General features: G+C 65.2%; 15 protein-coding genes and 1 pseudogene. 4 read left to right on the forward strand and 12 right to left on the reverse strand.

Going from position 1 to position 14,176, the window contains the following annotated elements; genetic code table 11:
* Positions 1-447, reverse strand: a 447-nt coding sequence (locus BN9444_RS14860) for an EamA family transporter (RefSeq protein WP_420888723.1), incomplete at its 3' end; no start/stop codon positions are given.
* Positions 448-606: 159 nt separating this feature from the next.
* Here BN9444_RS14860 and BN9444_RS10930 point away from each other — a divergent pair.
* The 3 genes from BN9444_RS10930 (at position 607) to BN9444_RS10940 (ending at position 2,990) form a co-directional block, all read left to right on the forward strand.
* Positions 607-1,245 carry a GntR family transcriptional regulator gene (locus BN9444_RS10930; RefSeq protein WP_230384053.1) on the forward strand — a complete coding sequence of 213 codons (639 nt, stop codon included), beginning with the start codon at positions 607-609 and terminating at the stop codon, positions 1,243-1,245.
* A complete protein-coding gene (locus BN9444_RS10935) occupies positions 1,242-2,555 on the forward strand; it encodes an MFS transporter (RefSeq protein ID WP_068801911.1) in 1,314 nt (437 codons plus the stop codon). Before BN9444_RS10930 ends, BN9444_RS10935 begins: the two co-directional genes overlap by 4 nt.
* Positions 2,556-2,702: 147 nt before the next feature.
* The gene (locus BN9444_RS10940) at positions 2,703-2,990 is read left to right on the forward strand and encodes a hypothetical protein (protein WP_068801912.1); all 288 of its coding nucleotides are present in this window, start codon (positions 2,703-2,705) and stop codon (positions 2,988-2,990) included.
* A 221-nt stretch (positions 2,991-3,211) separates the two neighbouring features.
* Here BN9444_RS10940 and BN9444_RS10945 read toward each other — a convergent pair whose 3' ends face one another.
* Positions 3,212-3,418 (reverse strand): hypothetical protein, encoded by a 207-nt coding sequence (locus BN9444_RS10945; protein ID WP_197418405.1) that lies wholly within the window; start codon positions 3,416-3,418, stop codon positions 3,212-3,214.
* A 19-nt stretch (positions 3,419-3,437) separates the two neighbouring features.
* On the opposite strand from BN9444_RS10945, the gene BN9444_RS10950 reads away from it, so the two are divergent.
* Complete coding sequence (locus BN9444_RS10950; RefSeq protein ID WP_068801913.1) at positions 3,438-3,722, forward strand: metallophosphoesterase family protein; 285 nt, start codon at positions 3,438-3,440, stop codon at positions 3,720-3,722.
* On the opposite strand, the gene BN9444_RS15205 is transcribed toward BN9444_RS10950, so the two are convergent.
* The 10 genes and pseudogenes from BN9444_RS15205 to BN9444_RS14545 form a co-directional block, all read right to left on the reverse strand.
* Positions 3,719-3,985, reverse strand: coding sequence for a VOC family protein (locus BN9444_RS15205; RefSeq protein ID WP_329601879.1), 267 nt, complete (start codon positions 3,983-3,985; stop codon positions 3,719-3,721). The genes BN9444_RS10950 and BN9444_RS15205 overlap by 4 nt on opposite strands.
* 173 nt (positions 3,986-4,158) lie before the next feature.
* The gene (gene ileS / locus BN9444_RS10960) at positions 4,159-7,338 is read right to left on the reverse strand and encodes an isoleucine--tRNA ligase (protein WP_068801914.1); all 3,180 of its coding nucleotides are present in this window, start codon (positions 7,336-7,338) and stop codon (positions 4,159-4,161) included.
* Positions 7,339-7,562: 224 nt separating this feature from the next.
* Positions 7,563-8,291, reverse strand: coding sequence for a hypothetical protein (locus BN9444_RS10965; RefSeq protein WP_068801915.1), 729 nt, complete (start codon positions 8,289-8,291; stop codon positions 7,563-7,565).
* Positions 8,292-8,296: 5 nt separating this feature from the next.
* Positions 8,297-8,518, reverse strand: coding sequence for a hypothetical protein (locus tag BN9444_RS10970; RefSeq protein WP_066492103.1), 222 nt, complete (start codon positions 8,516-8,518; stop codon positions 8,297-8,299).
* Positions 8,519-8,637: 119 nt separating this feature from the next.
* A complete protein-coding gene (locus BN9444_RS10975) occupies positions 8,638-9,798 on the reverse strand; it encodes a DivIVA domain-containing protein (protein WP_068801916.1) in 1,161 nt (386 codons plus the stop codon).
* Between the two features lie 287 nt (positions 9,799-10,085).
* Positions 10,086-10,376: a YggT family protein gene (locus BN9444_RS10980; protein WP_181734557.1), complete on the reverse strand. Its 291-nt coding sequence runs from the start codon at positions 10,374-10,376 to the stop codon at positions 10,086-10,088.
* Between the two features lie 113 nt (positions 10,377-10,489).
* The gene (locus BN9444_RS10985) at positions 10,490-11,440 is read right to left on the reverse strand and encodes a YggS family pyridoxal phosphate-dependent enzyme (protein ID WP_077210081.1); all 951 of its coding nucleotides are present in this window, start codon (positions 11,438-11,440) and stop codon (positions 10,490-10,492) included.
* Between the two features lie 3 nt (positions 11,441-11,443).
* Positions 11,444-12,142 (reverse strand): peptidoglycan editing factor PgeF, encoded by a 699-nt coding sequence (gene pgeF / locus BN9444_RS10990; protein ID WP_066512339.1) that lies wholly within the window; start codon positions 12,140-12,142, stop codon positions 11,444-11,446.
* A gap of 199 nt (positions 12,143-12,341) precedes the next feature.
* Entirely contained in the window at positions 12,342-13,652 is a 1,311-nt protein-coding gene (gene ftsZ / locus BN9444_RS10995; protein WP_066512316.1) for a cell division protein FtsZ, read from the reverse strand.
* A gap of 313 nt (positions 13,653-13,965) precedes the next feature.
* A pseudogene (locus BN9444_RS14545) lies at positions 13,966-14,176 on the reverse strand (cell division protein FtsQ/DivIB); the annotation flags it as partial.

Consider the following 14,176-nt stretch of genomic DNA (forward strand, 5'->3'; position numbering starts at 1 on the left):
GGGGCGGGGGAGGATGGGGGGCCCCCAGGGCGCGCCCGCCGCAAGCGCCCAGAGCAGGCCCGCGCCGGCCGTCGTCCACGTCGCGCCGGAAATGATGAGCACTCCGGCCACCGCGAGGCCCAACGCCAGCCAATCGCGGCAATTCCGCGAGCCCCACGCGGCCACGGCGACGGGACCGAGGAACTCGATGGCCACCGCCGTGCCCAGCGGAACGGAGTGGATGGCCTGGTAGAAGACCATGTTCATTCCCATCGTCACCACGCCATAGACCGCGGCATGGAAGCCGGGCCACCCCAGGAAGTCGCGCACGCGCGGGCGCGCGAGTACCGCCAAAATAAACCCGGCCGCAGCAATGCGAAACCACGCGACGACGACGGGCGGGAACTGCGCAAAGAGCCCCACCGCGACGGCCGCGCCCGCATACAGCGACAGCCCGGAGACGACCATGACACCCGGCGCGCGCCAGCGGCTCACGGGAATGGATGCTGCCACGGTCACTCCTTTCCTGCTTGTGTCTCGTACATCATGGCACACTGATTTGCATCTATCGCTCACTCAGTGGGGTGTCTACTTGCAATGGATGCAACATGGATACAAGATGTATCCATGACCAGTTCACCACCCGCTGCCGAGCGCGCCTATGAGTTTGTAAAGAACCGCATCATCAGCGGCGACTACACCCAGAACACGCTGCTTTCCGAGGGCGATGTCGCCGCCGCCATCGGGCTGTCGCGCACCCCCGTGCGCGAGGCGTTCCTGCGCTTGGAGGTCGAGGGCTTCCTGCAGCTCTACCCCAAGCGTGGCGCGCTGGTCGTACCCATCCATCCGGACGATATCCGGGAAGTCTTCGATGCCCGCGAGCTCATCGACGCCCATTGCGCGGAGCATATCTGCCAGCTTGCCGATGCCGCCCGCGCGGCGTTGGGCGAGCAACTCACCGCCGTCATCGCGGAGCAAACCGCCGCGCTTGACCGCGGCGATCTGCGCGACTACACGCGTCTCGATGCCGTCTTCCACCAAACCATCATGGACCACGGCGGAAACTCCATCCTGGCGCAGCTCGGCCACAGCCTACGCGAGCGCCAGCAGCGCTTCACGGCGGCGGCGATTGGCCGCAACGTCGAGACGGCACGTTCCTTCGTCGAGGGCCACCAGCGGCTCACCGCCGCGTTGGTCGCCGGAGACCTTCCCACCTATCGCACCGAAATACACGCTCATCTGTCGAATTCGAGGAACCAATTATGAGCACACCCGTGTCAACCACGTCCGAAGTGGAGTCAGAACCATTTTCTCAGGCCTCGGCGCCTGCCGCCGAGGCCCCCTCTCCTCTACATTTTGGCCCCCATGCATGGTGGCCCGTTGCCGGCTCCATGGTCGCTGTGGCCTGGGGCGGCAACGAGTTCACCCCGTTGCTCGTCATGTACCGCGAGACCTCTCACTTCTCGCAGGTCACCGTCAACGGCCTGCTGGGCGCCTACGTGTTGGGCATTATCCCGGCGCTGCTCATCGGTGGCCCGCTGTCCGACCTCATCGGCCGCCGCCCCATGTTGCTGCCGGCCGCTCCCCTGTCACTCCTGGGTTCCTTCCTGCTGTCCATTGGCCCGCACGAACCGCTCATCATCGCCGCCGGGCGCATCCTCTGCGGCATGGCGCTGGGCCTGGTCATGGCCGTCGGCTCGACGTGGGTGACCGAACTTATCCAGCGCGCGGGCGGCGACCCGTCCGCCGGCGCCCGCAAGGCGTCGCTCTGCTTGACCGCTGGCTTCCTCGTGGGCGCGGGCCTGGCCTCCGTTCTCGCGCAGTGGGGCCCGTGGCCCACGCACACTGCCTACGTCCTCCACATCGCGCTCACACTCGTCACCGCCATCTGGCTTACCAAGACTCCGGAGACGCGCTGCCCGCGCCACGGCGACGTAAAGACCACCATCCTCGATCTCACCGTGCGCGAGATGCTCGACATGCTGCGCATCCCGTCCGCCGCGCACCGCCGGTTCCTGCGCGTCGTCGTCCCCGTCGCCCCGTGGGTCTTCGGCTGTGCCGGCGCCGCCTACGCACTGCTGCCCCAGCTGCTGTCCAAGTCCGCCGGCGAGGCGCCCATCGCCTTCTCAGGCCTGATGACCGTCATCACCCTGGGCTGCGGCGTCGCGGTCCAGATGCTGGGCAAGCTCATCGACACGCACAAGTCTGCACGTGCCTCCGCCATCGCCATGGCTGTTATCGCCGTCGGCGCCATCCTCGGTGCCTACGCCGCGCACACGCTCTCGCTGCCCGCCGGCATCGCCGCCGCCGCGACGATGGGCGCCGGCTACGGCCTAGCCCTCGTCGCAGGCCTCTCCGAGGTCCAGCGCATCGCCGGCGACACCGAGCTCGCAGGGCTTACCGCCGTGTACTACTCCGTGAGCTACCTCGGCTTCTTCATCCCTATGCTGTTTAGCGCCCTGGCGCCGTACCTTGGTTTCACCACGCTGTTCATCATCGGTTCGGTCCTCGCCATCGCGTGCTTCGTCAATGTGCTCTTCGCCTGGCGTGCGCACCTGCCGGGTACCCGCCGCTAGTCCAGCTCGCCGCTCCCTCCCCAGCGTTCACCGCGCTGGGGATTTCCTTTTCCTGCAGCTAAGGGAATTTTCATATGAATTGGAGTCGGACACTATAAATATCTCCGATGTGAGATGAAAGGGATTCCACCAACGTTGGGAGATTCAATGGCCATCCTCATCATGCCCAACCTTCAACTCGGTTCCGAGCACTCCCTTGGCCTTGCCTGGGAGCTCTCGGCATTCGAGTTCGGCGTGTCCGAAGGAGCCACCAGCGTCATCTTCACCGGCCCCCTCCTCGCTGGCGGCGCGCCCACGGACGAAGCCGACGTCGTTCTCAAGCCCGCACTCGCCCGCTTCGATGACTGCCTCCTTGTCGCCAAAGGCGACCTCGGTTGCAAAGCCCCCGCCTCGTGGCGGGCTTTTCTGTCCAGCTTTGGGTTTATGGCGCCTTGACTCCTCATTGGGGTGGTGAAGCACCACAAAACCAAAGCTGGCATGGGTCGGTCCGGCTTAGCTTTGGGTTTATGGCGTTTGGGGCCGTGGTGGCGATGCCGAGGTGCTATAAAACCAAAGCTAGGGCTCTTGACCGGTGGCTGGGTTTGAGTTTTTATCGTTTCGGGCGGCCGCGGAGGGGCTGAAATGATAAAACCCAAAGCTGGCGAGCGGCGGGGTGATTAGTACAGAGCGGGGCGGATAGCCGCCCACGCGGGAGCGAGCTGGCCCGAGAACATGGACCAGCCATGGAGGCCACGGTCGAGATAGTTCGTGGTGTGCTCGATGCCGGCGCGGGTAAGAGCAGAGTCGAGACGCTGCGTGCCGCCAATCTGATCCGTGAGCGGCTTGCCAGCGGAGCCCGCGACGTTCCGATTCCCTGATGGCACGGCGGTCCACGCGTGCTCCGTGGTCACCGACCCCGACCCGCGCGTCGTGTGGCAGGACTACCCAGCGCCGGTTGCTGGCGGGGCGAACCTCGGATTCATCCACTCCTCTGTCCACGGCGAGTACAGCCGCTCAGAGTGCCTGCCGGCCTCAGTCGCGGAGCTCGCGAGCATGGGCTACGACGCGTGGGTGATGGGCCACGTGCACCGACGCATCACCGAGAGCGACGACCCATTCATCGGCTGGGCGGGCATGGGCCACGCGCTGCTCTTCGACGAGCAGACGGGGCGCGTGACGGAGGTCTAGGCCGTGACCTCGATCTGGTTGCCCTCGGCATCGAGGAACGCGCACTCATAGTAACCGTCGCCCGTGGTGCGCGGGCCGGAGAGGATCTCGAACCCGCCCTCGCGCAAGCGCTTGGCCATGGCATCGACGGCGTCCTGGGATCCGAGGGAGAAGGCAACGTGGTTCCATCCGGCGGCATCGGAAAGCGAGGCCGACTCGTGACCGGGGCGGGACATGATTTCTAGGCGCGTGGAGTCCTCGAAAGACAGGAAGTACGTGCGCAGACCCGTGCGCGGGTTGTGGTACTACTCATTCGAGGTCGCGTCGAAATACTCGATGAAGAACGCGCGGGCGGCCTCGAGGTCGCGGACGTACATCGCTGCGTGGTCAATGCGTGGCATGCAGCCCAGAGTACGCGAAAGGGCCCGAGGAGAACCTCGGGCCCTACAGCGGGGTTTTAGGCGTTCTTTGCCACGGTGGCGGTCGCGCCCTTGACGACCTCATGGACGTCGCCGGTGAGCGGCTCGGTGGTCACCGTGAAGTCGGTCGCGAGGACCTCGTCTGCGATGTGATCCTTGTGGCGGTTTGCCCACTCCTCCTTGTCCGCGGGCACGGACAGGACGGCGGTGATGCGGTCCGAGACCTCGAAGCCGGAGGCCTTGCGGGCATCCTGGAGGCCGCGGATAACGTCGGCGGCCCAGCCCTCGGCCTCGAGCTCCTCGGTGACGTTCGTGTCGAGGACGACGAGGCCGTCGAGCCCATCGATGCGCGCCGTCGACTCCGGGTTGGCCGCCTGCAGGCGCTCCGTGTACTCGTCCGGCGTCAGCTCGATATCGCCGTCGACGAGAACATTCTCGCCCTGGCGCTCGTAGTTGCCGGCCTTCAGGTTCTTGATGGCGCGCTGAACGTCGCGGCCCAGGCGCGGGCCGGCGACCTTGGCGTTGCAGACAACCTGGAAGGTACCAACCGAGTCGACGTCGTCAGTGAGCGTGACTTCCTTGACGTTGACCTCGTCGCGGATGATGTCCTTGAAGTCGGCCAGCTGAGCGGAGTTGCTCATCGCGACAGTCAGGCCCGGCAGCGGCAGGCGGTTGCGCAGCTTGTTGGACTTGCGCACCGAGCTTGCTGCCGATGCCACCGCGCGCGTCGCGTCCATGGAGGCCACGAGGTCGGCATCCGCCGGGTAGTCCGCGGCCTTCGGGAAGTCCGCGAGGTGGACAGAGCGCTCGCCGGTGAGGCCGCGGTAGATGACCTCGGCGACGTGCGGGAGCAGCGGGGCGACGACGCGGGTGACGGTCTCGAGCACCGTGTAGAGGGTGTTGAAAGCCTCGGGGTGCTCAGCCTCGCCGGCCCAGAAACGGTCGCGGGAGCGGCGCACGTACCAGTTGGTGAGGGCATCGGCGAACAGGCGCACGTGCTCGGTGGCCGCCGCGATATCCGTGTTATCGAGGGCATCGGCCACGCCCGCGACCAGGTCGTGGGTCTTCGCCAGGATGTAGCGGTCCAGGACGTTGGTCGACGAGGTGTCGAACTTCGCTTCCTGGCCGGCGTAGAGCTGGAGGAAGGTGTACGCGTTCCAGATTGGCAGGATGGCCTGGCGCACGCCCTCGCGGATGCCTTGCTCGGTGACGATGAGGTTGCCGCCACGCAGGATGGGGCTGGACATGAGGAACCAGCGCATGGCATCAGAACCGTCGCGGTCGAAGACCTCGTTGACGTTCGGGTAGTTGCCCTTGGACTTGGACATCTTCAACCCGTCGTTACCTAGCACAATGCCGTGGGCGACGACCTTCTTGTACGCCGGGCGATCGAAGAGCGCGACGGAGAGGACGTGCATGACGTAGAACCAGCCGCGGGTCTGGCCGGAGTACTCGACGATGAAGTCGGACGGCGAGTGAGTCTCGAACCAATCCTTGTTCTCGAACGGGTAATGCTTCTGCGCGAACGGCATGGAACCGGACTCGAACCAGCAGTCGAGGACGTCCGGGACGCGGACCATCATGGACTTGCCGGTCGGGTCGTCCGGGTTCGGGCGGGTGAGCTCGTCGATGTACGGGCGGTGCAGGCTGGTCGGGCGCACGCCGAAGTCGGCCTCGAGCTCGTCGAGGGAGCCGTAGACGTCCACGCGCGGGTACTCCGGGTTGTCAGAGACCCAGGCCGGGATCGGCGCGCCCCAGTAACGGGTACGCGAGATGTTCCAGTCGCGGGCGCCCTCGAGCCACTTGCCGAACTGGCCATCACGGATGTGCTGCGGCAGCCACTCGATCTCGTTGTGGTTGAGCTCGACCATGCGGTCGCGGAACTCGGTGACCTTGACGAACCAGGCCGGGAGAGCCTTGTAGATGAGCGGCTCGCCCGAGCGCCAGGAGTGCGGGTAGGAGTGCTCGATGGTCACGTGGCGCACGACGCGGCCTGCGGCCTTCAAGTCCTTGATGATGCTCTTGTTCGCGTCGAAGACGAGCTGGCCCTCGTACGGCGGGACCTGCGAGGTGAACTCGCCGTCCTCGTCGACGGGGATGACGAGCTCGATGTCGTACTTGTTGCACGTATTCATATCGTCTTCACCGAAAGCCGGGGCTTGGTGGACGACGCCGGTGCCGTCCTCGGTGGTGACGTAGTCCGCCAGGATTACCTGGAAGCCGTTGCGCAGGTCCTTGAAGAAGTCAAAGATCGGCTGATACGTAAAGCCCGCGAGTTCGGCGCCGCTGAACGTCGCCAGCTCCTCAACCTCGCCCAGCTCCTTAGCCAGGGTGCTGGTGAGCGCCTGCGCCATGATGAAGGTCTGGCCAGCAAAGTCGCCGTCCGTGGCCTTGATGAGTGCGTAGGTGACCTCCGGGTTCACAGCGAGAGCCGAGTTGGACGGCAGGGTCCAGGGGGTGGTCGTCCAGGCGAGGAAGGCGGCATCGGAAAGCTCGGGATGCGCGGCGAGGGTCTGCTCGGCCGCGGTGCCCTCGCGCGCGCCGGTGACCGGGAAGGTCACGGTGAGCGTCGGATCCTGGCGCATCTTGTAGGAGTCGTCGAGACGGGTCTCTTGGTTAGACAGCGAGGTGTGCTCGGCCCAGGAATACGGCAGGACGCGGAAGCCCTGGTAGATAAGGCCCTTGTCGTAGAGCTCCTTGAACGCCCACATGACCGACTCCATGTAGTCGATGTCCATGGTCTTGTAGCCGTTTTCAAAATCGACCCAGCGAGCCTGGCGGTTGACGTAGGCTTCCCACTCGTCCGTGTACTCGAGGACGGACTTGGCGCAGTACTCGTTGAACTTCTCCAGGCCCATCTCTTCGATCTGGCCCTTGTCCGTGATGCCCAGCTGCTTCTCGGCCTCGAGCTCGGCCGGCAGGCCGTGAGTGTCCCAACCGAAGACGCGCGGGACGTGGAAGCCGGCCATCGTGCGGTAGCGCGGAACGATGTCCTTGACGTAGCCGGTGAGCAGGTGGCCGTAGTGCGGCAGACCGTTGGCAAACGGCGGGCCGTCGTAGAAAACGTACTCGGGGCATCCTTCGGTTTGTTCAAGGCTTGCCTTAAACGTGTCGTCCTGGGCCCAGTACTTCTGGACGATTTCTTCCATGTCCGGGAAGCGGCTGGAACCGCCGGTCATATCGACCTTGGGGTAGACGTTGCCTACGCTGTCGCTCATTGATTCATCCTTCACGCTGTCGTTGACTGCTGCAGGGACGCGCCTCGCGGCTCGCGGTACCACCCTGCTTGGACCGGTTGCCCGGCCCCGCTTGATTCGTGAAGGAGATGTCGGTCCCACCCGTTCGGTTCTACTGAGCCCAAGGCCGTTCTTCCGAAATGCTCCCCGGTGATGGCCGGATCAGTGCATGTATCTAATAACTATAGCTTGAATGTCAAGCGGAGTTAGAACTCCATGCGCTCCCAGTCGCCGAAGAAGTCCCTGTGGCCGTCCATCCAGGCAAGGAAGCACTCCCCTGCCGCGGCGATATCGAGTTCAACTGCACGGAAATGGCGCTCGGGTCCGCCGTCACGCACCTCGACTTCGAAGCCACCCGCGGCGGAGTCGTAGAGGCTTTGGATGTACTGCACGCCGGGTGTTGCGGCGGATGCGATGTGGAGGAACTCCGCCAGCATGCCCGAGCCGCCGGTGCCGGCCTGTGCGTCGAGCGTCTCCTGTGCACGAGCCATACGCCGCAGGAGCTGAGGTACGCCGCGGCGGGAGGCGAAGCGGACCTCATAGTCGAGGGTGCGGGTGCGGAAGTCGCGGGTCTCGTCGCCGAAGGCAAGTGGCACGGCGCCGGGCTGGGCGACCATCTGCAAACCGAAGCGCGCGACGGCGGGTTCCATGTCGCGCAGAAGGCGCTCCATATGGGCGCCGTCGGTCTCGATAACGAGGACGCGGTCGCCGGCCACACGCGCGAGTGGATACCGGTGGACCGTGGCCTGAAGCAGGCTTTCCAGCGTGTGCGTCGAACCGATGGGTCGCGCAAGACGCTCGATCGCCGCTTGAGCGACGGGCAGCGAGTCGGCGGGGATGAAGCCATCCGCGTCGCGGTCGGGCTCGACGAGCAGGAGGGAATGCGTGGGCACGTCCCATTCCTCGAGACCCAGGAAATCACCGGAATCCGTCACGGCGGCTACTTATCCCCTTCGGCGACGTCGCGCGCGGTGGGCTCCGCGTGGTCCACGATGCGTACGCGGTCTTGGCGGTGTTTCTTCACCCAGTCCGCCGTAAAAAGGATGAGCCCCAGGCCTGCTGCAACGAAGAGACCGACGAGCGCCGCCAGCGTACCGGTCGAGATGTAATAAACGAGCGCCACGAAGGCAACGAGCGCCAAAACAAGGGCGGCGATGAGCATGAAAGAACACTCCCGGAAAGTAAGAACAGATTGGCCTCTAGCCTACCGCGCACAACGCGAAACCCCCGCCGCCAGCACCGCGTGGGCGCTGAGGGACGGGGGTTGGAAGCGGGTCAGGCTTAGTTGTTGCCAGCCTCGCCGTTCGGGGCAGCGGAGCCGCGGGCCTCGAGCTCCTCGAGCTGGGACTCGAGCAGGGTCTTCAGGCGAGTGCGGTACTCGCGCTCGAAGGTGCGCAGCTCGGCGATGCGCGTCTCGAGGGCGGCCTGCTGCTGCTTCACCGTGTTCATGATGTCGGTGTGCTTCTTCTCAGCGTCAGCCTGCAGGGCTGCAGCCTTCTCCTCGGCCTGGCGAATCTGAGCCTCAGCGCGGGAATTGGCGTCGGCCTCGGTCTGCTGAGCCTTGGCCTCGGCGTCGGACACGAGTTTCTTGGAGCGGGTGTCTGCGTCGAGCAGCTGAGCGTCGTACTTCTTCTGAGCCTCAGCCAGCTGGGACTTGGAACGGGTGTCCGCGTCGGTGAGCTGTTTCTCGGCGGCCGAGCGGGCCTCGGAAAGCAGGGACTCGGACTCTGCCTTCGCCTCGGAGGTGAGGCGGTCTGCCATCTCCTGCGCCAGGCCCAGGACCTTGGCGGCCTGCATGTGCGTGTCAGCGGTGGCCAGGCCAGCGCCTGCGGCGGCACCGGCAGCGCCAGCACCCGCGGCGGCAACGCCGGACTTCTGCGTGCTATTCGCAGCGGACTTCTTCAGCTGCTCGTTGTCGCGCTTGGCGGCCTCGAGTTCCTTCTTCAGGGACTCGGCCTCGGACTTGGCCTTAGCAGCCTGCTCCTGGGCAGCCTTGAGCTCAGCGGAAGCAGCAGCGGCGCCAGCAGCCTTGTTGGACTCGCCAGCGTGCGCGGCCTTCTCGGCCTCGGCGCGGGCAGCGTTGAGGTCCGCAGCGGCCTTGGTGGACTCTTCCTTGGCCTTGGCGGCCTCGGACTTGGCAGCAGAAGCCTCGTCCTGCGCGGACTTGAGCTTGGACTCGTAATCAGCCTTGAGCTTGGCCTCAATCTCCTTGCGCAGAGCGGCCTCGTCGACGCCCTTGGCACCAGCCGCACCTGCGGCAGAGCCCGCGGACTTCAGATCCTCAACCTGTGCGGCGAGGTCATCGTTTTCGTCCTGCAGCTGGGCAAGAGTGTCCTCTACGAGGTCGAGGAACTGATCGACCTCGTCCTCGTTGTAGCCACGCTTGCCAATCGGCGGCTTGCTGAAAGCGACGTTGTGTACATCAGCGGGTGTCAGCGGCATTGACTTCTCTTCCCCTTCAAGTCGGTGCGCCCCGGAGGTTCCGAGGCAGTGCGGAGATGTGACAGGCCTACGCCCGAGCTCGCCGCGCGCCGCCTGAAACGACTGCGACGAGGAACCGACGCGGTTCCTTACAAACTATTATTTTAAACAATCATAAGTCCACAAAGCGGACTGTCTCACTCATTGTAGCCAAATGGGCGCGTTCGTGAACATTAACTACACGTTCAGACTAATAGCGACCATGCGATCCACCCCCACGACACGACACCGCAGGAGGGGTCAAAGGCCTAGACCAAGGTGCGGACAACCACCGTGGACAGCAAGCCCAGCAGCAGGAAAAGCACGATAATGGACACGTCGAGCGAGACGTTTCCCAAGCGCAACGGCGGGATAATCTTGCGCAGCCCCTTCACAGGCGGGTCAGTGACCGCGAAGAGGGGTTCGGCCACGAGGGTAAACCACCGCGGCGGGCGGAAATTCCGAGAGAACGACGCGACCATTTCCACAATGATGCGGATAATAAGCGCGAAAGAAAACAGTCGGATTAGCGCGTACAGGATGATGCCGATTTCACTCACGCCCATCGAGCCTAGACGAGGAACACCGAGCATGAGAAAAGCCCCGCCGAACTCACTGGGTGAGTTCGCGCAGGGCGTACGCCGCCCGCTTACGGGTGCGGCGAGGAAAAGGCTTAACGTAGGCCAGCGATGCGCTCGAGCTCGGAGCGGTCGATGTCGACCTCCGGCGGGATGATGGCGAAGACCAGGCGGTCAGTGTCCATGCCCGAGGTGAGCTTGAGCATGCGGGAGCCCTCGAAGGCGTAGACCAGGCCAGCGGCGAAGTCGATGAGTCGCTTGTCGTGCCCCGGCTTGGCGTCGGTGACCTCGAAAACGACCGCGTCGCCATCGCGGAACGGGGCACCGACCTTGGTGGCCTCGCGGTAGCTCANAATCCCGGTTCCGACACGCACAATATCCGTGCCCGCCGAAATTGCATCCTTCAGATCGGCACTCATACCCGCCGAAAGTTTGAGCTCACGGCCGAGCGTCGCGGACCACTCATTCGTGAGCGCGCGGACGGCGCGGAAGACCTCGCCGGCGTCGGCATCGAGTGGGGGCACGACCATAAAACCGGCAAGCTCAAGATGCTCGGATTCTTCGACCGCGGCCACGAGCTTGCCGATGCCCTCTGGGTCACTCAGTTGCGTCCCGCCGCGGTGTTCATCGCCGTCCGCGGAGATCTGAATAAAAACCGGCAGCGTGTCGGGCAATCCGGCGCGCTCCCCCGCCGCAAGTGCGTTGCCCATGCCACGATCGAGGGCCGCCGCGAGCTTCAGCGAGTCGAGCGAGTGGACGCTCGCCGCCCAGCGCGCGACATGATTGGCCTTCTTCGTCTGAATCTGGCCAATCATATGGAAGCGGACGGTGCCGAGCGCCGCGTGCTTGGCGCGGGCTTCCTGCTCGCGGTTTTCCGCGACATCGGTGATGCCCAGCTCAGCGAGGAGTGCTACATCCTCAGCTGGGTGGAACTTGGTGACGGGAAGGAGCTGCGGGGCGGGGCGGGAGGCGGCATCGGCAAGCTGGGCGATCTGGGCGCGGACCTTGTCGAGATTGGCGGAAAGTTCGGCTTTGCGGTCGGTCATGGATTAAGACTCCTTGGGGTGGTTGAGCCAGATGACACCGGCCTGGCGGCCGGTAGTGCCTTCGCGGCGATAGGAGAAGAAGGCCTCGTCCTCGATAGTGCAGCGCGGGTCTGCCTCGATGTTGGTGACGCCGAGCGAGAGGAGCTGACGCACGAGGCCGGCGCGCACGTCGATGCCGGGCGTGCCCTTCGTGGTCTTCGTGCGGGAGCCGGGCAGGTGGGCCTCGACGTCGGCGGCCATATCGGCAGGAACCTCGTAGTGCCGGCCCGACGCGGCGGGGCCAAGGAGGACCTGAATGTTCGCGGGCGTAGCGCCAAGCTCGACCATTGTCGAGACGGTGTTGCGGACGATACCGTTGCGGGCACCCATGCGGCCGGCGTGAGCCGCGGCAACGACGCCGGCGGCGTGGTCCGAGAGCAGCACGGGGACGCAGTCCGCGACGAGGACGGCGAGTCCGAGGTTCGGCGTGGTGGTCACGAGTGCATCGGTGGCCTCGACGGGGCCGTCCTGCGGTCCGTCGATGACGGTGACGGTATTGGTGTGGAGCTGCTCCATGTAGACGATGTCTGGGAGATCCAGAACTCGGGTGAGCCGCGCGCGGTTCGCGGCGACGTCCTCGGGGTTATCGCCCACGTGGGTGCCTAGATTGAAGGAACCGTACGGGGACGAGGAAACCCCGCCGGCACGGGAGGTAAATACCATGCGGACGGGGCGGCGACGCACGTCTGGCGTGGTCGCGGAGGTGGCCTCGTTAGAGGAAGCCTGCGGCTGAGACGGGTTGACTGGCATGCACTCCAGACTACCGCGCCCACTCCCCTCGCCCGGGCCGGGGCGCGCGGGCTGAGCGCGGGCCGTGCTTAGGCGGCGGGGAGGCTCGGTGGGGCTTCTGGCTCAGAGGCTCCTAGCGGAGGAAGTCCGGGACATCGAGGTCGTCATCATCGTCGTCGACGCGGGTCTCACGGGAGTCGCGGCCGTAGTTCGGACGCTCCTCGGCACGCTGGCGGGTGGTAAACAGGCCGCCGTCGTCGTGGCGCTCGACACGCTCGGTGCGCTCCGGCTGGCGGGGAGCGCGGTCTTCGCCGACGCGGAACTCGTGGCGCGGCTGGTAGGCCTCGCGCTCCTCGCGAGCCGGGGCCGAGCGATCCTCGAAGAGAGAGGCACGGTCCTGGACCGGTGCGGACTGGGACTGGGCCGGAACCTGCTTGGCCGGGGCCGGGTCGTTGTGGGAGATGGTGCCGTCGTGCGCATCTGCGTGGCGGTTCTTCTCTGCATCGAAGCCGGTGGCGATGATGGTCACGCGGATTTCGTCACCGAGCGAGTCGTCGATGATGGTACCGAAGATGATGTTCGCGTCCTCGTCGGCGTAATCGGTGACGAGGGAGGCAGCCTGGTTGATCTCGTGGAGGCCGAGGTCCGAGCCACCGGCGATAGAGAGCAGGATGCCCTTGGCGCCGTGCATGGTGGACTCGAGCAGCGGCGAGTTGATGGCCTGCTCGGTCGCGACGAGGGATCGGTTCTCGCCGCGGGCGTTGCCGATGCCCATGAGAGCAGAACCGGCGTCGGTCATGACGGAGCGGACGTCGGCAAAGTCGACGTTGATCATGCCCGGGGTGGTGATCAGGTTCGTAATGCCCTGAACACCGTTGTGGAGCACCTCGTCGGCGAGGCGGAAGGCCTCGACGATGGGCAGCTCTTCCTCGGAGAGCTGGAGCAGGCGGTCGTTCGGAATAACGATAAGCGTGTCGCAGACCTCGGCGAGGGTGGCGATGCCCTCCTCGGCCTGGCGGGTGCGGCGCGGGCCCTCGAACTTGAACGGCTTGGTGACAACGCCGACGGTCAGCGATCCCTGCTTCTTCGCGATGGACGCCACAACCGGGGCAGCACCCGTGCCTGTGCCGCCGCCCTCGCCGGCGGTGACGAAGACCATGTCTGCGCCGCGCAGGTACTCCTCGAGCTCGCTCTTGGAATCCTCGGCAGCCTGGCGGCCGACCTCCGGGTTAGCGCCGGCGCCGAGGCCACGGGTGGCGTCGCGGCCGATGTCGAGCTTGGAATCCGCGTCGCACAGGATAAGCGCCTGGGCATCGGTGTTGATGGCGACGAACTCGACGCCCTTGATGCCTTCTTCAATCATGCGATTGACGGCGTTGACGCCGCCGCCGCCGACGCCGACGACCTTGATGTCTGCCAAGTTGTTGTTGCTCGGGGTGGTCATGAGAGGTGTTTTTGCCTTTCACCGGATAAGTAGCGCGGCCACGCGCGCGTGGCCGCCAGGATCATGTCTAACGAGGTGTCGCCGAGTAAAACGTGCATGCGCGGCGAGTCGCTTTCCATCTTCGGTGACGACGCTCGTAATTGCGTGTTGATTTCGCCGCGTGTCGGTACCCTCAACCTCTACTTTAGGGTTGCTGACGTGCGCTTTTGTCCCGCTCATGCACCACTTCGGCGCCTCGGTGTGACGGGTGTGAATTCGAAAAAAATTCGCCCTCACCGCGGCTGTGCGGCGAGGGCGTGGGAGTCGTGGCAGGCTAGGAACTCGTCACGAGCTCCGGGTTGGAGATATTCCAGTTCTGGCCGTCCATCTTGAGCACGGAGGCAAAGGCGCGCGCCTTGTTCGCGTTGTCCGCGTCCCCGTTGTTCGCACCCCACGTCACCGTGCGGCCGTCCTTCATGTGGAAGACGTAGTTGAACGGGTCGGCGGCGTCGACGGAGTCGGCCTCGACGCGCAGCTCGGCGGGC

The sequence above is a fragment of the Corynebacterium phoceense genome, assembly GCF_900092335.1.
Lineage (GTDB): Bacteria > Actinomycetota > Actinomycetes > Mycobacteriales > Mycobacteriaceae > Corynebacterium > Corynebacterium phoceense.